The 20313-nt window shown below is 45.6% G+C and carries 17 protein-coding genes and 1 other annotated feature; of the genes, 1 reads left to right on the top strand and 16 read right to left on the bottom strand.

Annotated elements, in window-relative coordinates; all coding sequences use genetic code 11:
* Window positions 1–70: 70 nt before the first annotated feature.
* The 5 genes from MHH93_RS15075 to MHH93_RS15055 all read right to left on the bottom strand — a co-directional run bounded on the left by MHH93_RS15075 (window position 71) and on the right by MHH93_RS15055 (window position 8416).
* Entirely contained in the window at window positions 71–2095 is a 2025-nt protein-coding gene (locus MHH93_RS15075) for a copper amine oxidase N-terminal domain-containing protein (RefSeq protein ID WP_500054693.1), read from the bottom strand.
* A 1316-nt stretch (window positions 2096–3411) separates the two neighbouring features.
* Window positions 3412–3954, bottom strand: a complete 543-nt coding sequence (locus MHH93_RS15070) for a nucleoside deaminase (protein WP_500054692.1) — start codon at window positions 3952–3954, stop codon at window positions 3412–3414.
* 352 nt (window positions 3955–4306) lie between these two features.
* Window positions 4307–7117 (bottom strand): ComEC/Rec2 family competence protein, encoded by a 2811-nt coding sequence (locus tag MHH93_RS15065; protein WP_500054691.1) that lies wholly within the window; start codon window positions 7115–7117, stop codon window positions 4307–4309.
* Between the two features lie 103 nt (window positions 7118–7220).
* Window positions 7221–7742, bottom strand: a complete 522-nt coding sequence (locus MHH93_RS15060) for a deoxycytidylate deaminase (protein ID WP_339306667.1) — start codon at window positions 7740–7742, stop codon at window positions 7221–7223.
* A 38-nt stretch (window positions 7743–7780) separates the two neighbouring features.
* Window positions 7781–8416: a ComEA family DNA-binding protein gene (locus MHH93_RS15055; protein ID WP_500054690.1), complete on the bottom strand. Its 636-nt coding sequence runs from the start codon at window positions 8414–8416 to the stop codon at window positions 7781–7783.
* 186 nt (window positions 8417–8602) lie between these two features.
* On the opposite strand from MHH93_RS15055, the gene comER reads away from it, so the two are divergent.
* Window positions 8603–9448 (top strand): late competence protein ComER, encoded by an 846-nt coding sequence (gene comER, locus MHH93_RS15050; protein WP_036615122.1) that lies wholly within the window; start codon window positions 8603–8605, stop codon window positions 9446–9448.
* Here comER and leuS read toward each other — a convergent pair.
* The 11 genes from leuS to MHH93_RS14995 form a co-directional block, all read right to left on the bottom strand.
* Complete coding sequence (gene leuS / locus MHH93_RS15045) at window positions 9429–11873, bottom strand: leucine--tRNA ligase (RefSeq protein WP_500054688.1); 2445 nt, start codon at window positions 11871–11873, stop codon at window positions 9429–9431. The two genes, comER and leuS, sit on opposite strands and share 20 nt — an antisense overlap.
* Before the next feature lie 78 nt (window positions 11874–11951).
* Window positions 11952–12222, bottom strand: a binding site (T-box leader).
* A gap of 111 nt (window positions 12223–12333) precedes the next feature.
* Window positions 12334–13290 carry a phosphotransferase family protein gene (locus MHH93_RS15040; RefSeq protein ID WP_500054687.1) on the bottom strand — a complete coding sequence of 319 codons (957 nt, stop codon included), beginning with the start codon at window positions 13288–13290 and terminating at the stop codon, window positions 12334–12336.
* Between the two features lie 221 nt (window positions 13291–13511).
* Entirely contained in the window at window positions 13512–14282 is a 771-nt protein-coding gene (locus tag MHH93_RS15035) for a class I SAM-dependent DNA methyltransferase (protein WP_500054686.1), read from the bottom strand.
* Between the two features lie 357 nt (window positions 14283–14639).
* On the bottom strand, window positions 14640–15545 hold the full coding sequence (locus tag MHH93_RS15030; protein WP_124115954.1) for a CvfB family protein: 906 nt from the start codon (window positions 15543–15545) through the stop codon (window positions 14640–14642).
* Window positions 15542–15889: a ribosome silencing factor gene (rsfS, locus tag MHH93_RS15025; RefSeq protein ID WP_036615136.1), complete on the bottom strand. Its 348-nt coding sequence runs from the start codon at window positions 15887–15889 to the stop codon at window positions 15542–15544. Before rsfS ends, MHH93_RS15030 begins: the two co-directional genes overlap by 4 nt.
* Window positions 15890–15965: 76 nt before the next feature.
* Window positions 15966–16532, bottom strand: a complete 567-nt coding sequence (yqeK, locus tag MHH93_RS15020; RefSeq protein WP_500054685.1) for a bis(5'-nucleosyl)-tetraphosphatase (symmetrical) YqeK — start codon at window positions 16530–16532, stop codon at window positions 15966–15968.
* Window positions 16516–17106 (bottom strand): nicotinate-nucleotide adenylyltransferase, encoded by a 591-nt coding sequence (locus tag MHH93_RS15015; RefSeq protein WP_074095918.1) that lies wholly within the window; start codon window positions 17104–17106, stop codon window positions 16516–16518. The genes yqeK and MHH93_RS15015 overlap by 17 nt, the downstream gene beginning before the upstream one ends.
* A gap of 15 nt (window positions 17107–17121) precedes the next feature.
* Window positions 17122–17415 carry a ribosome assembly RNA-binding protein YhbY gene (yhbY, locus tag MHH93_RS15010; RefSeq protein ID WP_278298836.1) on the bottom strand — a complete coding sequence of 98 codons (294 nt, stop codon included), beginning with the start codon at window positions 17413–17415 and terminating at the stop codon, window positions 17122–17124.
* A 267-nt stretch (window positions 17416–17682) separates the two neighbouring features.
* The gene (aroE, locus tag MHH93_RS15005) at window positions 17683–18552 is read right to left on the bottom strand and encodes a shikimate dehydrogenase (protein WP_500054684.1); all 870 of its coding nucleotides are present in this window, start codon (window positions 18550–18552) and stop codon (window positions 17683–17685) included.
* 44 nt (window positions 18553–18596) lie between these two features.
* The gene (gene yqeH, locus MHH93_RS15000) at window positions 18597–19724 is read right to left on the bottom strand and encodes a ribosome biogenesis GTPase YqeH (protein ID WP_500054683.1); all 1128 of its coding nucleotides are present in this window, start codon (window positions 19722–19724) and stop codon (window positions 18597–18599) included.
* Window positions 19721–20248: a YqeG family HAD IIIA-type phosphatase gene (locus MHH93_RS14995; protein WP_036615148.1), complete on the bottom strand. Its 528-nt coding sequence runs from the start codon at window positions 20246–20248 to the stop codon at window positions 19721–19723. The genes yqeH and MHH93_RS14995 overlap by 4 nt, the downstream gene beginning before the upstream one ends.
* Window positions 20249–20313: the final 65 nt, after the last annotated feature.

Genomic DNA, 20313 nt, shown 5'->3' with positions numbered 1-20313 from the left:
GGAAAGCGGGCTTTTTTTGTGTGCTGAGCTATAACTTGCGATCAAATGAAGTGATGAATTGGTGTATTCATCAATAAATCACGATCAGTTTGCCATTGAGAAACCCTAAAGCTCTTATGCCTGCTGAGCTGCCATACACCCAAACTTCGATTTTGCCTTTTGAACTCGTTTCATACGAAATGCTGGATGGATCTCCCCACGCAAGGCGCACCTGGGTTATGTTCATTCCTAGAGCTACTTCTCCGGCAATAATTTTATTCCAAGTAGATTTGGACCAATTGTATTTCTTATACGGATCAGAAGAGAAGAATTGGTTGGAATCCTTAAGCATCTCCGTCACACTGGAAGGTATACCTCCTGCGTAAGCGGAAACGGTTTTTCCTTTTGCATTACGGAAGACAATAGAGTAACTTCGATCACCGTATTTAATCTTCTCAATTTTGATATCTGATATGGTCACTTTACTGAAACGTTGCCCTAAACTCGTATCACTGTTGATCCAGTAGGACTTGCCAATGAAGCGAGCAAGATTCCCCAGCTCTTTTTTCTTGATCAGTGCAAGTGTATCCTTCGATTCCACCAGGATAGAAGAATTCCCAACCAGCACCTTGGCCTGCTTTAGCTCAGCATCCCAGCGGACCTGAATACCCGCAGCCTGTCTTAACAAGTCCGCAGGAAATACAGTTTGTCCTCCAATGGTTTGTACTTTCCCTTTCAACTTCAGTTCTTTATTGTTTAATCGCGCAACAGAACTTCCCTTTTGCAAAGTAATACTGTCTTCTCCAAATTGAATCTCAAAAGATGAGCCTTTGACATCGATTTTGGCTCCCAAAGTTTTGAACACCGACTGCACTGGCAAGTATACATTTCCATCTAACAATGTGGCGCCTGATAACTTTTTCTCTGAATTAACGTTCAGTTGAAGACTTGAAGCCAAATCGCCTATCTTCAATGTCACTTTGGTTGTTCCCATGCCCGTAACCTTCAGTTTGCCTCCCGCCTGAATCTGTGCAACTTGGGGCTGCTCCACTATAAGTTCTTCTGGCAACGGTACACGTTTGTTTTTGAAACCGTTACTATAATTCTCCTGAACGGTAAGGGTGATCGTATCCCCAATATTAGCATCCTTGGAAGATGCCGTAAGTGTCACTTGATTTAACGCAGGAGCTGATAGAGGAGCTAACTTTCCATTATCATATGTAACCCATGATCCATCCTGTAACTGTGCATATAGTTCATCCAGATTAGGCGCGTACACCATCCGCGATACGTTACTTAAACCCGCCAGTTGCTCACCCTTATATTTGGCAGTTCGATCGTAGCTCCAGACGGTTCCATCCTGCTTCACCGTGAGCAGCTTATGCGTACTCCCCCACCAAATCAAAGATTGCACATTATTTGCAACCGTGATGTAGTCATCCTCATACAGCATACTTACGATCACTACCGAGCCGTCATTTTTCAGCACAGCTGCGTAAACACCATTCGTTGCAATTGCTTTACCATCAGGTACATTTCCTGCTTTACGTATTTTGTTGTATTTGTCATAATATATATCTCCTGATGAAGATAATGCAGTATAAGAAGAATCTCTCCCAGAACTATCCCGATAAGAATCCACATCGATAATCGATTCCAAAACCTTAGCCTGATCATCAAAATTATAAAGGTTTCCATCCTTGAGCTGAACCCATCCATGGCCATATACCTTAATCACACCATTGAATTGTTTCGTTACTGGTATATGTGCATTGTTCTTATCCCATCGAATGACTTGGTCATCGGTAGTCCAACCATAGATGGAATGGTCGTCTGATTTTGAAATACCGATCAGTTTTCGATTTTGTGTCCATACTCCACTTACGGTCCCTTTAGACCAAAGTGTACCATCGTCGAGTAAAAAATCATTCCGGTCAAGAACTGAAATAATGGAGTTACCCGATCCAGATGATGCAAAAGCGGAGGAGTGTCCTGCGATCAAACCGATAACTAAAAGTCCAATGCATAGAGCTATCGTTTTTCTAATCCATTCCACTCTAAACTTCTGAGTTGCATTACTGTTACTTTTACTTTGTGTCATTTCTACAATTTCCATTTTTTTGATCCCCTTATGATTATGTATAGTGCTACGATCACTAAGTATCTCTATCCCTCCTCCAAGGCAGGCTTAACTATTATTCGGTAAAAATAACCATAATCCTGCAATAAAAATTCCTTAGCATTTATCAAATCCGTAAATAAAAACATATTTTTACATATATACAACAAACCAAAAACAAATGATTACATGTAATAATCTAGAATAGAAAACATATTACAAACGAAATAGGGCGTACAACTGTAACAAACTTCTAAATGGATATGCGGGAGACTAAATGAATCTAAAAATATTTTTCAAATACTTCCTGGGATTCTTTCTACTCAGTAGTGCTTTATTCATTGCATTTAATATGATAATAGGGCATAAAAGTTGGGATCAAATTGATCACATACTCAATTTATTCAGCGCAACTATAATTAGCTTGCCGATTAGTATCTCAAAAGCAAGAGAGTAATTCCATCCTAGTCAACTTCACGAGGCGATAACCAAAGTATCCTCATATCGCATAACGTTTGAAATGTGTTAATATCATGCAATTCAAAAAAAGTCGTTCGCAGCGGAACGACTTTTTTTCCGTTAATGGTCAACCAACTACTTACCTGTTCAATGTCCCTCACTGATTATTTCTCAGCATGTGTATGCTAAAATATAGTAACTCTCTTAGTCTATCTGTTTTTGAATATAGTTAATAAAATGGAGGTCAATTTTTGAATGACAAGCACCCATAGAATAAATAGGCCGCGCGGAAAAATACTTTCAGCTGTATTAACTGCAATTTTCATTTCACTGGCAATGGGGATATATCACTATGTCCCTTTGGATGAAAGACTAGAGAATACTTACTATTATTCATTCGGGTATAAATTTGTAGTTGGATTATTGATTAACCTCGCTATATTACTTTTCTTAATTACGCCACTTACCATATTGGTGGATGGATTGCTTTTATACAGAAAAAAAGATCATACGTTTATGAGATTGCTCGTTGCTATTGCCGCATATGCTCTATTAGGCTGCATAGGTGGGATCATCTACTCGATATTTACACTTAACTTCACTACTTTTTCCGCTCAGACTATCCACATTGTTGTATGCTCTCTTGTCTTTTTAGCTTTCCAGTTAGTATTCAATCGGGGTTTTCTTCACTCATCTTCACACCGATAAATAGATTGCGTACGACTTAACCCATAAGGTTTCCATTTGATAAACTTATGTTTCCAATAGTGATGGCACTTCAGTATGATTTTTGGTAGCATCACAAACAAATGGATAACTCAACGAAAAATTAAGAGCAAGGTTTCATTTATAGTTTATAATTGAACATTTTCATTTACTAATTCATCATTCCAATGATTATCGGTATACCCACGGCTGTTGTTCCATTCTGCTAACATTTTTCGTTGTCTCAATTCTAGATCTCTGAAAGGGGCTGCAACAAATTCGATGTCGTGGAACAGATCATTATAAATAGGTAATTCGCTATTTAATTCCTTGAATTTTTTAAATGCACCTATATCCTTATCATTTGCAGCCCAAATTACTTTTTTAATCAGTGATAACACGATTGTACCTGTGCACATGGGACAAGGCTCACAGGTAGTATATAAGGTAAGTTCATTCTTAGGAATAAATTTCTTGCTCTCAAGATGAAGTATCACATTTCCGGCTTTTCTTATAGCATCCACTTCGGCGTGAGCTGTAGAATCACAGCTTGAAAAAACTCTATTCCTACCTCGGCTTACAACTGAACCATCTGCAGCAACAATAATTGCACCGATAGGAAAAGTACCCTCATCTCTAGCCTTTTCTGCTTCTTCAAAAGCTAACAGAAGGTTTTCGTAATGCTTGTCCATCCAATACACATCCCGTCTCAGTAATTCCCAATAATAATATATTCCAGAAATATACTGCTACTCCTTCTACCATAATGCTAATTTTTTTTCTTGTACCGCTATGCTAACCTGCCCGTTGGTTAAATGAAAAGACGTCATAATGGGACTCACGGCAACTTTATGCTCCCAATTTCGACTCATGGCAAACTTATGCTTCTATTTGTGTTCTGAAAGGAAAAAAAAACGGAGATTAAATCAAATTCCAGCAAACATATGGGTAAAATTATATTCTTATGGCTTAAGCTACATTGTAAGACGTCACATCCGTTTTATAAACACTTCAACCCGCTTATTATCAGCCTTGTAAAATCCATCACTCAACACCGACTAACTTGTACCGGATATCAATCTTTCCATCTTTTACTCTCATCTGAACCTCACCCATCTGATCTGTCCGATAAATCTCTGATCCGGTAGCCTCCAGACGTTCCATCACTCCCGGATTGGGATGCCCATATGTATTGTTAACACCGGCAGAAATCACGGCGGTTTTGGCGTTCCAGTACTGGAGCCAGGCTTCAGTTGACGACGTTTTACTCCCATGATGAGCAACTTTTAACACGTCAATGGAGACGGATGCAGGGGGTTCATTATTTGAATTGTCCTGCAACGGATATTTAAGTACACGTTGTACAACTCTCTCTGTAACTCCAAGATCTGCACCTTTCTGTTCAAACTGGGCAGCTAATGAACCGTCCTGAATCATATAGAGCAGGTCCTGCTCAGCCGCAGCATCCATATCCCCAGTGAACAACATGGATGTGCCAGCCATGTCCAGTAAAAAAACAACGGAATCATGATTCTGGTGCTCAGACACAGGCAAACTGCCTGATGCATTTACATCCATCTGTGCCAGATCTGGAGCTATAAAATGTAAACTTGTCTCCTTATCAGCCTCATAGGACATCCCCTGCTGAATGGCGTAAAGAGGGATCTTCCGTTCCATGGCCGTGTTCAGTAACTTATCAAAGTTATCTTTACCACTGGTTGTGCCATTAAACATGAAACGTTTAACCGGAAGCTGTTCCAGCACAGCCTGTAGCCCTCCGGCATGATCCTGATCGGCATGCGTTACAATGACCGCATCCAGTTGATGGATACCTCTCTTTTTCAATAAAGGAACAACCACCTTGGCTCCTACCTCATACGGATCACGTCTTGTTTTCCACGATTGCTCGGTATTCCCAAAGTTAACTGTTCCCCCGCCATCCACCAAAATATGTTTGCCTTCCGGGGTTGTAATTAATGTACTGTCCCCTTGTCCAATATCCAAAAACTGCACGATACCGGTCCCAGCAGGCTGGGGAGTCTGATATGCCCACCACAATCCAGCAACAAAGCTGAGCGCAAGCAACCCGCGCATCCATCGCTGAACTTTACTCATCTGTTCATGTGCATAATATCCTGCACCTCGTGTAGTAAATGCACTTGTATATTCCGGCCAGGCAATACTGGCTCCTAATGTAGTTAATGAAGTTTCTTTTCCATCTACACGGTTCTTACCAGGTTGTCGCCTCACAAGAGGAGCCGTATCCTCCTCAAGTAACGTTGTTCCTCGCTGCTCACCCTTGCCACGATGCAACAGGTAGAGTGAGGCATACAACACGGCATAATATGCAGCAATCCATAACAGGGAAGGTGTTGCCCAGATCAACACAAAACCTGGCAGGCTGTTCATCCACTCCACGCTTACAAATGTCAGTTGATTCAATTGAATCGCAATCCATGCGAGAGGTTTTGCCAAGGGAACCCATATAAATGACAATAGCATCGCGACCGTCCCCAGAGGTAATACAATGGCGCTAATCAGAGAAACCAGCAGAAAGTTAGCCACAAAAGAAAGCAGTGAAAACTGGTTGAAATACAGAATGGTTACTGGGAACGAAATTAACTGAGCGGTCACCGTAACAGATGCTGTTGCAGCCAGAGATTTCGGCCAACTGCTGAACAGTCGGTTAATCAATGGCATGTAGATCATTAAACCTGCGGTCACAAGAAAGGATAACTGAAAGCTCACACTTAATAAAAAGTACGGGTCCCACCACATCATCAGCAATGCTGCTGTACTGATCATCTGAAGACCGTCTCTGGCCAGGCCACGGCGTGCCATATACAAACCAATTATGGACATAATGCCTGCTCGAATGACTGAAGGTGAACCACCCGATAATAGTACATATGCAGGCACCAGGATCAGAACAATCGTGAGTGCTGTCTCTCTGGTAAGCCTTAACCAGGATAAAATAAGAAGAAGAGAAGCTACATATACAGCGACATGGGTTCCGGAGATTGCCAGAATATGTGTTAGACCCAGTTGTGAAAACTGACCATACGTGCCTGGATCGATATCATTAGCCATCCCGATAATTAGACCTTTCATATATCCTCCATGAGGCTCAGGAAATAATTGCTCGACCGCTGAACCCAACGTATGTCTTGTCCAATCCGTCCATCGTAGTACGTTGAATTGTCCAAGCCCCTCCGGAGGCGTAGCTATGACCGAACTGGCTCCCTTCACTTTGAACAACAAGTGGATATGGAGAGTTCGCAAATAACTGCGATAATCAAACCCACCAAAGTTCCTCGCTTCACCAGGAAGGGTAAAAGCACCATGAAGCGTGATTGCATCGCCCCTCTTCCAGCCCGCTGCTACCTGTTGTTCTTCTTCCTCCAGCAGTCTGACTTGTACCATCAATTGTTCATCTATTTGAAATGCAGATGATGCCACAAGATCTGTATCTGCTGAAGAAGCCAACATGGGCAATATGGAAGACATCTGTATCTTAAAGTCAGCCCGATCTCCATCAATACGTACATCTGATACAAGCTCACCCTGAATTTCGGCAGTCAAACCGTCCATCTCATTAGCAGCAATATGGATGATCTCGGGCAGTCTGCTATGATTACGTACGTCATTCCATACCCAATGTGCAACACCTCCAATAAAGGCAGCGAGTAAAAATAAAATGGACCACCCACGTACATCTATGAAACGAAGCAGAAGTGGCAGACATGCCAGCGCTCCAATCATTCCCCAGATTAACGTCCAGCCTGTTAACGCGCATGCCATCCCGCTACCGCATAACCAGCAAATCGTAAAAGTCAGTAAAGGTCTGCCTTTCATCCGTCTCCCTCCTTTTGTGTAACCCGTTGAACGCAGAAAAACCTCCGGAAAGCCAATTCAGGCTTGCCGGAGGTTCTCCCTCGCATACTCGACCATATTCAGATTAATTGCTCACAGTCATCATCGTTTCCCGCGGCGGCTGGTAATTCTCCAGCTTGCGGAATGTTATGCCCTTCTGTTCCATCATATTCGTAACCTTGCCGGTATCTTTAGGATAAGAACGATGAAAGACGATTTCTGTAATCCCGCTATTCGCCAGCATATTGGCACATGTCCAGCAAGGTTCGTCGGTCACATACACAGATGAGCCTTCGCGGTCGATTCGATCTGTGAATAAAAGCAAATTTTGCTCCGCATGGATTGTGCGAATGCAGCGTTGCTTTTTCACCATGTCTTCTTGCCCATCGGTCACGACCAACTCATACTCTTCAGATATCATGCAACCTGCTTCAGAACAATCCGGAACACCGGTGGGTGCGCCATTATAGGCTGTTCCCAGCAGTTTTTTACCTTGAACAAGAACGGCACCTACGTGACGACGCGAACAGCGGGAACGGGTAGAAACCATATACGCGATGTCCATAAAATACGTATCCCAATCCTTGCGTACCTCTACTGTACTCATGCTACTTTCCTCCCGCTCAACACATTTTTATTCTCATATTACCGGATCTGCACATAGGGTGCCATCTTCTCTAGCATCTTCATGCCTATTCCTTTGACCTTTGTCAGATCACTAACTTTCGCAAAAGGACCATGTGCATTCCGATAGTCCACAATAGCTTGAGCTTTCTTCTCCCCAATTCCGGGAAGCTCGATAAGCTTGGAGACAGGAGCGGTATTCACATCAATCTTGCCATTGTCGCTAGCCTCCTCACGAACTACAGGTGGATTACTCCTTGATGCCGTCTCCGAAGTAACCGAAGGATTCAAATTAGTACCCTGCGTAACTGGTTCAATCGAATTTGAGGTGTCTGGTGGATTATCATTTGCCTGACTTGGAGTTTGAACTCCCGAATCACCTTCAACTGAAGCGCTCGCAAGCTCTTTAGACTTATCTGCCTTTGCATCATTCCCAGTCTGCATTCCACTTGCATCCGATCCTGATGATGCTCCTGTATTGCCCTGAACCGAAGTAGCCGACTGTACAGCAGGGAGTTCCTGCTCTATCGTCGGCTTTTCGGTGCCGAGCTGCAAGGGTTCCCAGCCACTAGGTGGTTGTTCACTTTTGCCCGACCATAATATGAGTATACTTCCAACCACCGCAGCAGCAATGGTCATGCCTTTGTTCCATCTCATTTCTTCCACACCTCTCCCTGAATTCAAAATCATTCATTTCGAACACGGGCGGTGCTTCCGAACCGTTGGACTTCTCTGGTGAAACAAGTTGTATATTTTTCATGTCATGTAAAACAGGTCCTCACGCATAGAATAGATGGAAAGAACTGCGCCAGTACCGTAAAGCATGAAAGGAGGCCTGAAACAATGAAGGTTGGATTTATCGGAACCGGCAGCATGGGCAGCCTGCTGATCTATGCCCTGATCCAATCAGGTGCACTCGAGCCGCGGCAGATCGCCGCCAGCAATCGAACCCCGTCCAAAGTACGGCAGTTATCCCTCCGTTACCCCGGTCTGCATGAATCCCAGAGCAATCGGGAAACGGTGATCCGAAGTAATATCATATTCCTGTGCGTGAAGCCGCTTGAATTCAAACATGTCATTGACGACATCCTGCCTGTCGTGAATCCCAATCATATAATTGTCTCGATCACCAGTCCCGTGCAGCTGCGCCATCTGGAATCTTCACTTCCTTGCAAAGTCTCCAAAGTTATTCCCAGCGTCACACATCAGGTTGGCAGCGGCGCGTCCCTGTGTATACACGGCGAACGAATGACTAGTGAAGACCGTGCTGTGCTGGAAAGTCTGCTTAGCCATATAGGCAGGCCATACCAAGTGGATGAAGCTTGTACACGCATCACATCCGACTTCTCCAGCTGCGGACCTGCATTCATATCCTTCTTTTTGGAACAGTGGATCGAAAGTGCAGTGAAGCTGACAGGTATCAAAAGGGCAGATGCCTGTGCTCTGGCTGGCGAGATGCTCCTGGGAACAGGCAAGCTACTCACCGAAGGAGGATACACACCGCAAGAGCTTCAGGCTCGTGTTGCTGTACCTGGCGGCATTACCGCTCAGGCACTTGCACTGCTGAAGGTTAGTCTCGACGGTGTTTTCGACAGCCTGATCCACACGACACATGACAAATATGATGAAGATTTGTTAAAGCTGGATGAACTATTTCGAGCCGGCGAGATTAACCGGCAACAATATTAACGAGTTTGCCTGGAACGGCAATGACCTTGCGAATGGTCTTGCCTTCCAGCGCCTGCTTAACAGGTGCCAGCTCCATCGTAAAGTCCTGCATGCCCTGTGCATCCAGATCCTTCGCAACCGTAGCACGAGTTACGATTTTACCGTTTACCTGAACAACAATTTCCACTTCCGCATCCACTGTCATGGACTCATCATATTCAGGCCAAGCCACGTAAGAGATTCCACCTTCATGTCCCAGACGACTCCACAGTTCCTCAGCCATATGCGGTGCCAGTGGTGACAACAGTTGTACAAAGTTCTCCATCGCTTCACGAGGCAGTGTATCGGCTTTGTACGCATCGTTGATGAAGATCATCAGCTGGCTGATGGATGTGTTGAAGCGCAGGTGTTCCAGATCTTCCGTAACTTTTTTGATCGTTTTGTGAGCAGTCCGCTTGAACTCATCCGTTCCACCGTCCACCGTAATCTTGTCATTGATGGCTCCTGTATCTTCGTTAATGAAGAGACGCCATACACGTGACAGGAAGCGGTGCATGCCTTCAACCCCGTTTGCATTCCACGGTTTTGTCGCTTCCAATGGTCCCATGAACATTTCGTACAGACGCAATGTATCCGCACCGAATTCATTCACAATTTCATCCGGGTTAATGACATTACCACGAGATTTACTCATTTTCTCATTGTTCGTGCCTAGGATCATACCTTGGTTCACCAGTTTGTGGAACGGCTCTTTGGTATCCACAACACCCAGATCATACAGCACTTTATGCCAGAAACGAGCATACAGCAAGTGAAGCACCGCGTGCTCCGCTCCGCCAATGTACAGATCAACAGGCAGCCACTGCTGCTGTTTCTCCTTGGAGATCAGTTCCTTGTCATTGTGCGGATCGATAAAGCGCAGGTAATACCAGCAGCTACCCGCCCATTGTGGCATGGTGTTGGTCTCACGACGTGCCTTCATTCCCGTTTCCGGATCTACCGTATTCACCCACTCCGTAACATTCGCCAGTGGTGATTCTCCAGTACCCGAAGGTTTGATCTGGTCGATATCAGGCAGCAGCAGTGGAAGTTGATCCTCCGGTACGGTCTTCATCGTTCCGTCTTCCAGATGCAGAATCGGGATTGGCTCACCCCAGTAACGCTGACGGCTGAACAGCCAATCGCGCAGACGATAGGTTACTTTCCCTTGTCCTTTACCGTTCTCTTCCAGCCAAGCAATCATCTTGGCAACCGCTTCTTCATTGTTCAATCCGTTCAGGAAATCGGAATTCACATGCGCGCCATCACCAGAATATGCCTCTTGTGTAACGTCTCCACCTTGAATAACCTCGATGATATCCAGACCAAATTGCTTAGCAAATTCCCAGTCACGTGCATCATGACCCGGAACAGCCATAACCGCACCTGTACCGTAACCTGCAAGAACGTAATCAGCAATCCAGATCGGCAGTTTTGCACCATTAACGGGATTGATTGCATAAGCACCAGTGAATACACCTGTTTTGTCTTTAGCCAAATCCGTACGTTCCAGATCACTCTTACGAGAAGCCTGCTCCTGATAAGCCTGAATCGCTTCACGCTGGTCATCCGTTGTAATTGCTTCTACCAACTCATGTTCCGGAGCAAGTACTGCAAAGCTCGTACCGAACAATGTGTCCGCACGGGTAGTAAACACCTTAATAACTTCTTCGCGACCTTCAATGGCAAAAACAACTTCCGCACCTGTCGATTTACCGATCCAGTTACGCTGCATATCCTTGATACTTTCAGACCAATCCAGCTCTTCCAGGTCTTCCAACAGACGCTCTGCATACTCGGTAATTCTCAGTACCCATTGACGCATCGGTTTACGTACAACCGGATGTCCACCACGTTCACTTTTGCCATCAATAACCTCTTCATTAGCCAGCACCGTTCCAAGTGCTTCGCACCAGTTCACTGCGACTTCATCCACATAAGCGAGGCCCTTATTGTACAGCTGGATAAAGATCCATTGTGTCCATTTGTAGTACTCAGGGTCCGTTGTACTGATCTCACGATCCCAGTCATAAGAGAATCCGAGCGATTTGATCTGACGGCGGAAATTGTCAATATTGCGGAATGTAATATGCCGTGGATGTTCACCTGTATCCAATGCATGCTGCTCAGCAGGCAGTCCGAAAGCATCCCAACCCATTGGGTGCAATACATTATAACCACGCATACGCTTGTAACGGGAAACGATATCCGTTGCTGTATATCCTTCCGGGTGACCTACGTGCAGACCTGAACCGGATGGATAAGGGAACATATCCAATGCATAAAATTTCGGTTTGGCAGGATCCTCACCTGTTTTAAACGTTTTATTTGCATCCCAGTATTGCTGCCAACTTTTTTCCATGACTTGTGGCTGGTAGCCATGCTTCGGCTGGTTATTCTCACTCATCTATTGTTCCTCCTTCTGGTTGTTCGTTTTAGTTTTAATTGCAACAAAAAAACCTCAGCATCCCGTAGCGTTTGCAGCGCTAGGGACGAGAGGTTGAATTCCCGTGGTACCACCCTAGTTAGTGGACGAACGTGCTTCGTCATCCACTCCCTTTGGACCTGTAACGGCGGTTAACCGATGCGGATTTCCATTCCTGAACCAAAGGCTTAATGCCAGTAGGTTAAGCAGAATGGTGTAATCACCGCATTTCTCCAAGGCGAGTTCGCAAATCACTGTCAACCGGCTTGCACCAACCGCCGGCTCTCTGTTATGTACAGGAATTACTACTGATCCTTATCATCGAAATATGTATACAATATCGGGACCATTATATAAAAAAGCAAGCCCAAAGTCAATATGACACGTTATATTCGCTTTCTTAAAGCTCACGGTTTGTAACCTTCATAACGCGGGTTGCTGTTCAGGATAACCAAAACCGCTCAATGCCTTCCTCCAGGTTATGAATAGTCCAATTCACATGTTCCTGATTGTCATATTGGCGATAAGCGCACTCAATGCGCAGTACCAGATCAAAGTACAAGTCATACAGACTTCTTCTTTTTAGCTCACTTTCAGTCGTAATCGCACGCCCATAACCTTTCACAAAACCGGGTGTATAGTTAAAATGACTGAAATAATGCTCCATCAGAGGGTCTGCCCACAGTGAACGTTCAAAATCAATAATGGCTGTGATGCGACCTTTGTCTACTAGAACATTGCCATCCCACAGATCCCAACTTACAAGCACAGGTTCCTCTACATCATCCAGCACATCCGATTTTTCTTCAATCAAGCGTCTCAATTCAGGGTAATCCATTGAAAATGTAATCCCGGCTTCTTCCCCATCCGCAAGAATGTCATCCATCAGATTCATAAATGCTTCTTTCCATGTGGAATATCGCTGTTTTTGCTCCGAGAAATATCCAAACTTCTCGCCCTTGATTTCATTAATTCGACGATTGTAACGCCCCAGTTGTTGTTCAATGGCCTCCTGCTCTTCCGCAGAATACTGATCCTTGATCTGATTGTAGGGTGTTCCAGACATGTACTCCATGATGAAATAACGCGCTGAAGCCATGGTTAACGAGTCATCATAAGCCAACACCTGGGGTACAGGGACATCCTGTAACTTGCTGATGAGACGCATTGCCTCAACTTCGGCGATCATCAGATCCTGCTCGCAGCGCATCAGATTGGTGGAAGCCGAAGGGGCAATTTTGAGTACCACTCGCTGTGCGTCACTCAATGTAATGAGATATGCATGATTGGCCCAGCCATCCACCATTTCCTTGTAGTCCTGTATACTTGCAGATAGATGCTGCTCGATTATGGCATTCAGTTGTTCTGACGTAAGCCTTGTTTTATATGTACTTTCCACTTCTACACCTCATCTCGACTATTGATCTCTCAGAAAACGCTTTCTACCCGACTATTATCGCCTCCTTTACTTTAACTGGCAATACTTTTGTCACGCTCATAAGTTTCTTCTAACATTTCTTTCCCCGATTACGGAAACACGTCACTCACTTGATATGGGGAATAAAACCAAAAAAACTGCCCTTATGTACCAAACATAAGGACAGTTCTCGAGATTTGTTCTTATTTCACAGCAACGTAGAACAAGCGTTGTGCGCTGTCTCCAGCCTCTTTCCATTCAAAATCCGCATATACCTTCACATCTCTAAAACCTGCCTTGGATAACTCCAGCTTCATCCAGTCCGGATTATATGCACGCTGGACATGAACTTCTTCAAACCGCTGGTATATATCCTTGCTACCATCTTCCACACGCGAAAAAATACTGAGATGATGTTCAATCTCACAACGATCCTGGTCCAGATCACAAGTCCAAATATAAGATACAGAGCGCTCATCCAGGACAAAAGGCTGCTCCTCATCATAACGAATAAGGGTATTGGGATGATGCACATCAAACAAAAACGTTCCATCCAGCTTCAACATCTCATATGTCCGCTGGAATGTTCGAACAACATCTTCTTGTTCAAGCAGATAATTCACGCAATCACAGAAAGATATCACTGAATCCACAGGTTCCGGAACTCGCCAGTCACGCATATCTTGCTGCACCCAACGTACGCTGCCTTCCCGATACAATCGGTGGCCCTGAGGCGTTGCCTCCATCTTGCTGCGTGCAACCGACAACATATCTGCTGACAGGTCAATACCTGTAACTTCGAAACCGGAGTTCACGAGCGGGATCGTAATGGAGCCCGTTCCACAGCCAAGTTCAGCGACACTTTTGGGCATTCCATGCTTTTCCCACGCTGTTCTTGCAAACCTTATCCAGTCCGGATAAGGCATATCTTCCATTAATTCATCATAGACATAGGCAAATTTCCGGTAAGACATGTCAGGCACCGCACTTTCAATTTCATTTTCCAATCCTGATCTATATAAGTTGAACTAAAGAATATTTACACTGGATACTCCAATGACAGAACAACCTTCCGATCACTGTTATCCCCAGATTTTTTTGATTCCTTTTATAAAGGATTAAATCCGGGGATAGCGTGTGCTTCCGAAGCAGCTTTCTTTTAGAAAGCTTTTAGGCGAACGCTACGCTTCTTCAGGTTCTTTCTGTCCTCTCCGTTTCATGTAAATGTTTAGTTCAATTTATATAACAAAAGTAAAGACAGGGGCATCCGGTGTTTACCCAGCCTATCCCTGCCTTCTCCGAGTTTCATATTACGAAATTATTCAAAAGAATTATTTGTTTTCACTTTGATCCGCAGGAGCAGATTCGGACAGATACGTCCAGCTTTCCTTTTGAACCACCAGTCCATCTTTCATCAATTTGCCCAAGGCACGCTTGAAAGCAGACTTACTGATACCAAAACGCTGCTTAATGATATCCGGCGGAGTTGCATCCGAGTAAGGCATGCCACCCATAGGGCGTTCTTTCATGAAAGCGAGCAGTTTGTCTGCATCTTCGTTACGTCCAACTTGTTTGAGTTGAGTCATGGCCAGATTCACACGTCCGTCTTCACGTACCAGTGTCACCCGACATTTAACTTTCTCACCAAGACGCAGCATATGACTGCGTTCGGATGAATGAATCATGCCAATTGCGCCAAAGCCCAGTACACCGCCCTCTACAAGTACAAAAGTACCCATCTGCAGTGGTTTGTATACCGTTGCTTCAACCCATTCGTTTAACCATGAAGTTGGCGCATGGAAAGCCAATGGTGAAAGTTCACGTTCCCCGGCCAATTTGGCACGCAGACGTCCCTGCTTGTCATGTTCCATGATTACAAAGACTTCATCCCCCACTTGAGGACGCAGTTCCTCCAGTTCAGGCAATTCACGAATAGGAAGCAGCAATTGCCGTCCAAGTCCCATTTCCAGGAAACAGCCCAGTCGTGGGTGAACATCAGCCACAACCAGTCGTGCCATTTCGCCAAGCATGAGATAAGGCTTCTTCATCGTTACGGCCAGACGATCTTCCGTATCAAAGAATACAAATACTTCAAGCGTCTCGCCAATCTTAATATCCCGCGTTAACTCGGTGTAGTGAAGCAGTACATCTTCCGATCCTGTCGTCAAAAAGAAACCAAACGGAGACACTTCACGTGAAACCGGCAAAGAGACGACTGTTCCAGCAATCAAACTCATACCGTCTCCACCACTTTGGCATCAGACCATAGACGCTCAATGTTGTAGTATTCACGCTCGTCGCGGTGGAAGATATGAACAACAACGTCGCCCATGTCCATCAGTACCCAACGTGCGGAATCCATACCTTCAATACCTTTGATCGTCGCTCCGGCTGCATGAGCCTGTTTGCGAATCTCAGTGGCAATGGCCTGTACCTGTGTATCGGAATTCCCGTGACAAATAACAAAATAATCTGCCACCAGGGAAACATTAATCAGATCCAACGCTACAATATTGGATGCCTTTTTGTCGTCAGCGGCAGCAACCGCCATATTCATAAGTTCTTTCGATGATACTGTCATGAACCAACCTCCATAATCTGTAATTGTGTGTTCAAAAAGATCCTTCGTAATCAAAAGCGGACTTTTTGAACAACCTCTATAGTTGAGTAATCAAGTCATTGCGCGACAACACGGTCAAAGGATAAATAACACGGCGCTGCGAGATCAGCAAGCTGATCGTCGAATCGAATCCGGCAATTAATCCTTCTTCCAGACTATGTTCAGCCTGTTCGCGAATGTGATCCACTCCCGGGAAATCTCGTCCCGGTTCAATATAATCGGCAAGACATACCACTTTGTCAAGCAGGCTCATGCCTACCCGACCCGAGGTATGCCACCGGATGGCATTAATAACTTCGGAATCCTCTACACCGTAATCACGCCCGGCTACAAAAGCACCGACTTCGGAATGCCAGAGTTGCTTGTCATGTTGCAGAAGTTCCTGGTTTAATCCGTTATCGCGGATGACCGCTTCCATCTCCGCTACGGGCCAGTATTTTGCCACATCATGCAATATCGCTGCCAAATCTGCTTTTACAGGATCAGCACCATATTTTTCAGCCAGCATCACTGCCGATTCCATCACGCCCAGTGTATGCTTCCAGCGTTTTTCCGGCATTTGTCCGGATACGGCTTGAATCAGTCCATCACGGCTTAGTGCCATATAAACCGCTCCTTACAATGTATTGGTGCACCTCATCAGGAATCATGAAGCGTACCGAATGTCCTTTGGCAAGACGTCTGCGAACGGCTGTCGATGAAATATCCACCAAGGGCATCTCGGCCAGCAGGACCCGATCCTGTAACTCGTCTGGAAGATCATCCAGATGTAACTGAAAGCCTGGCCGACCAACCCCGATAAAGGTTAGCCGTTCGGCAAGTTCTTCAATCTGCTCCCATTTGGGAAGATAGTTCACCATGTCCGCTCCGATAATGAAATAAAATTCATGTTCCGGATGGCGACGCCATAGTTCCTTCATCGTATCGATGGTATAAGACACTCCGCCCAGTTCCATCTCGATACCCAGCACTTCATATTGCTGCACACCCTTCACAGCCGCTTCCGTCATATCGAGACGTTGCTGTCCCGACGCTCCGGCTCCGCGTTTGTGAGGTGGAACATGAGAAGGCATGAACCAGATCTCATCCAAAGCATGTGAATCCCTTGCTGCTTCAGCTGCCAGGAGGTGTCCCATGTGGATCGGATCAAACGTACCACCCATGATGCCGATCTTCACCCGCGTCACACTCCCTTATCTAGGTAGTTCGATTTGTTTGTTATCGCGCGATTCTTTGTACAGGATGATTGTGTTACCGATGAGTTGTACAAGCTCACTTCCCGTTTCACGGGCAACTTCTTCTGCCATCTCTTTTCTGTCATCATCATTGTTGTTGAGCACTTGCACTTTCATCAATTCGCGCTTCTCAATCGCATCTTCGATGTGACGGAACAGGTGCTCGTTCGTTCCACCTTTACCAATCTGAAATACAGGGGTCAGGTGATGTGCCTGTGACCGCAAAAAGCGCTTTTGTTTACCGTTTAACATGAATACTCCATACTCCTTATGTTGAGCAGGCCCTGATCGACAGCACAAAACTGTCCGGACCTGACCATTCAATTATTATTTTTCAATGGTGAAAATGATCTCTGAGTACACAAGGTGACTCCGATTGCAGTACCATCTTCCGATCGCCGTTATCCCCAGATTTTTTTGATCCCTTTTCACAAAGGGAAAATCCGGTGATAAATGCGACCACTCCGTTTCTTCAGATTGGTTCTGCACTCGTTGTTGCCTGTACTCTTAATATCATTTTCACACTTCAAAACTGTTTAGTACCGCTTGTCTCATCGTTTCCACTGGAGCCGGAATGCCGAGCCAATGTTCAAAGGCCACTGCGCCCTGGTATACAAACATACCCAGACCACCGTGCACCGTACATCCGCGCATCCGTGACTCCCGAAGCAGACGGGTCTCAAGCGGATTGTAGATCAAATCACTTACCGCTGCTCCTTCACGAATCAATGAAGGGTCGACTGGTACGTCATCAACATGCGGATGCATTCCGGCAGACGTTGTGTTAATAACGATATCAGCCGTAGCCAGAACCCTTGCAACGTCTTCCAAGCCGCTACCCGAGATTTCTCCCAGACCATGGCCCCGTAAATCCGAAGCAAGTGCAATAGCTCTGTCCGCTGTACGGTTCAGAATGTGGATATGCTCAGGCTTCTCCAGTGCAAGGGCGTATATGACGCCCCGCGCTGCTCCACCTGCTCCCAGTACCGCAATGCGTTTGCCCTCAAGCTCAGGTACAGCCTCTTCCTTCAGGGATCGGACATAGCCAATACCATCCGTATTATACCCTGTCAGTGTTCCACCTTCATTGACGATGGTATTCACCGCACCAATCAGACGAGCACTTTCATCGATCACATCCAGGTACTGCATGACCTGCTCTTTGTGCGGGATGGTGACATTGACTCCACGATAGCCAAGTGCCACAATTCCCCGAACTGCCCCTTCCAGTCGATCCGGAAGAACATGCAGTGGCATATACATTCCATTCACTCCTGCAGCCAGCAGAGCCGCATTATGCATTGCCGGAGACTTGGAGTGAGCAATAGGATCACCCATGACACCAAGCAACACGGGGAGTGAAGGGTTGAACTTTTTCTGCTCAGACATAGGTAAGCCTCCGATCCATCTGATGTACAGATTCTGAGAATTTGTTAGATCAATGATGGACGGATCTGTACACGAATGCCTTTTGGAGCATGAACAGCAACAAGCGCTCCAATATCGCCATTAACCTTAATCCAGCCCAGACCCGAGATGAATACATCCGATTGACTGCCGCGTTTGATGCGGAATTCATGTCTGGTCCATTCAGCCATCTCTGCTGCATTCTCACGGGTTGGCGGAGATAACAATTCTCCCAGGTGGTCGCGGTACAGATCATCTGCACGCTCCAGCTTCGTCCGGTGAATATCAAGCGCTGTGCTGATGAAACACGTGAACGACTGGCGATCACCTTCCACAAAGTCAAATCGAGCCATGCCGCCGAAGAACAGCGTCTGACCGGAATTCAACTGATACACAGCCGGTTTAAGCGGCTTTTCAGGCATGATGGCAGCGAGATCTTTACGGGAAACAATCTCGCTGAAACGCCATGGGTATACGATTCCGGGCGTATCAATAATATATTTCCCATCATCCAAGGGAATGTTCACCATATCCAGCGTTGTGCCTGGATAACGGGATGTGGTCAGTTCCTGCTCCAGATCACTGTAATCACGAATCAGACGGTTAATCAATGTGGATTTGCCTACATTGGTACCGCCAACCACGTACACGTCACGATCTTCGCGATACGTTCCCACAAGCTCAAGCAATCGGTCGAAGCCCTGATTCTGCTTCGCACTGCACAAGACGACATCCACGGTGCGCAAACCTTGTTCTTTGGCTTGCTTCTGCACCCAGTTGCGAACCTTGTTCCAGTTGGTTACTTTTGGAAGCAAGTCCGTTTTGTTCACAGCAAGCAATACCGGATTGTTGCCAACAAAACGTTGCAGACCGGAGATTATACTGCCATCAAAGTCAAACAAATCAACGATATGGATGACAAGTGCATCCTTATCCCCGATTTTGCTAAGCAGAGCCAGGAATTCGTCCTGATCCACCGTAACGGATGATGACTCATTGTAGTTTTTGATACGGAAACAGCGCTGGCATATAACCGGTTCACGATCCAATGCCTTCTCGGGAATAAACCCTGGTAATTCCGGATTTTCTGTTTGCAGATGCACGCCGCATCCGCTGCACCTTACGGCAAGATTGCCGTTATGCGTTTCTGTCATTTCTTCTTTTCCTCCTCAAGCCATAAGCCTTTCCTGCGTAAACTCGTTAGAGCAATCCGTTCCACGCGCCGATTGAAGCGAGTCATAAAGCCTTCGTCCCCAATGGAGATTGGCAGTACCAGAACGGTATATAACCCCATTCGGTTCCCTCCATAGACGTCCGTAAGCATCTGATCGCCTACTACAATCGTGTTTTCAGGAGATAACTCCATCATTTTCATTGCTCTACGAAACGGTACATTCGATGGTTTGCGTGCACTATGCACAAACTGGATATCCAGCGGGGTCGCAAACAGGGATACACGATTCAAATTGTTATTGGACACAATCATCAGCTTGAAACCCGCCTCTTTCACACGCGCAAACCATTCAATCAGTTCGGGCGTAGCATCAGGGGCTTTGGCTCCAACGAGTGTGTTATCCAGATCAGTTATAATTCCACGGTAGCCTTGAGCGTACAGCTCTTCCAGATTAATGTCAAAAACCGTGTCTACACGCAGCTTGGGCATTAACATTTTAAACAAAGAAGTCACCTCAGTTTCATACGACACACTATATCACAAATCCGTCTTTCCTGAAAATGCATACA

The sequence above is a fragment of the Priestia sp. FSL H7-0729 genome, from assembly GCF_038005685.1.
GTDB lineage: Bacteria > Bacillota > Bacilli > Paenibacillales > Paenibacillaceae > Paenibacillus.
The sequence above is the reverse complement of the archived record's forward strand: the minus strand, read 5'-3'. Positions and strand labels throughout refer to the sequence as shown.

Excerpts from the sequence above, each read along its gene's own strand:
- MHH93_RS15065 (WP_500054691.1), bottom strand. The coding sequence starts at position 7,117 with ATGAAAGGCAGACCTTTACTGACTTTTACGATTTGCTGGTTATGCGGT.
- MHH93_RS15030 (WP_124115954.1), bottom strand. The coding sequence starts at position 15,545 with ATGAGTTTGATTGCTGGAACAGTCGTCTCTTTGCCGGTTTCACGTGAA.
- leuS (WP_500054688.1), bottom strand. The coding sequence starts at position 11,873 with ATGAGTGAGAATAACCAGCCGAAGCATGGCTACCAGCCACAAGTCATG.
- aroE (WP_500054684.1), bottom strand. The coding sequence starts at position 18,552 with ATGTCTGAGCAGAAAAAGTTCAACCCTTCACTCCCCGTGTTGCTTGGT.
- rsfS (WP_036615136.1), bottom strand. The coding sequence starts at position 15,889 with ATGACAGTATCATCGAAAGAACTTATGAATATGGCGGTTGCTGCCGCT.
- yhbY (WP_278298836.1), bottom strand. The coding sequence starts at position 17,415 with ATGTTAAACGGTAAACAAAAGCGCTTTTTGCGGTCACAGGCACATCAC.
- MHH93_RS15035 (WP_500054686.1), bottom strand. The coding sequence starts at position 14,282 with ATGTCTTACCGGAAATTTGCCTATGTCTATGATGAATTAATGGAAGAT.
- MHH93_RS15060 (WP_339306667.1), bottom strand. The coding sequence starts at position 7,742 with ATGAGTACAGTAGAGGTACGCAAGGATTGGGATACGTATTTTATGGAC.
- MHH93_RS15070 (WP_500054692.1), bottom strand. The coding sequence starts at position 3,954 with ATGGACAAGCATTACGAAAACCTTCTGTTAGCTTTTGAAGAAGCAGAA.
- yqeK (WP_500054685.1), bottom strand. The coding sequence starts at position 16,532 with ATGGCACTAAGCCGTGATGGACTGATTCAAGCCGTATCCGGACAAATG.
- MHH93_RS15075 (WP_500054693.1), bottom strand. The coding sequence starts at position 2,095 with ATGGAAATTGTAGAAATGACACAAAGTAAAAGTAACAGTAATGCAACT.
- MHH93_RS15055 (WP_500054690.1), bottom strand. The coding sequence starts at position 8,416 with ATGAGATGGAACAAAGGCATGACCATTGCTGCTGCGGTGGTTGGAAGT.
- yqeH (WP_500054683.1), bottom strand. The coding sequence starts at position 19,724 with ATGACAGAAACGCATAACGGCAATCTTGCCGTAAGGTGCAGCGGATGC.
- comER (WP_036615122.1), top strand. The coding sequence starts at position 8,603 with ATGAAGGTTGGATTTATCGGAACCGGCAGCATGGGCAGCCTGCTGATC.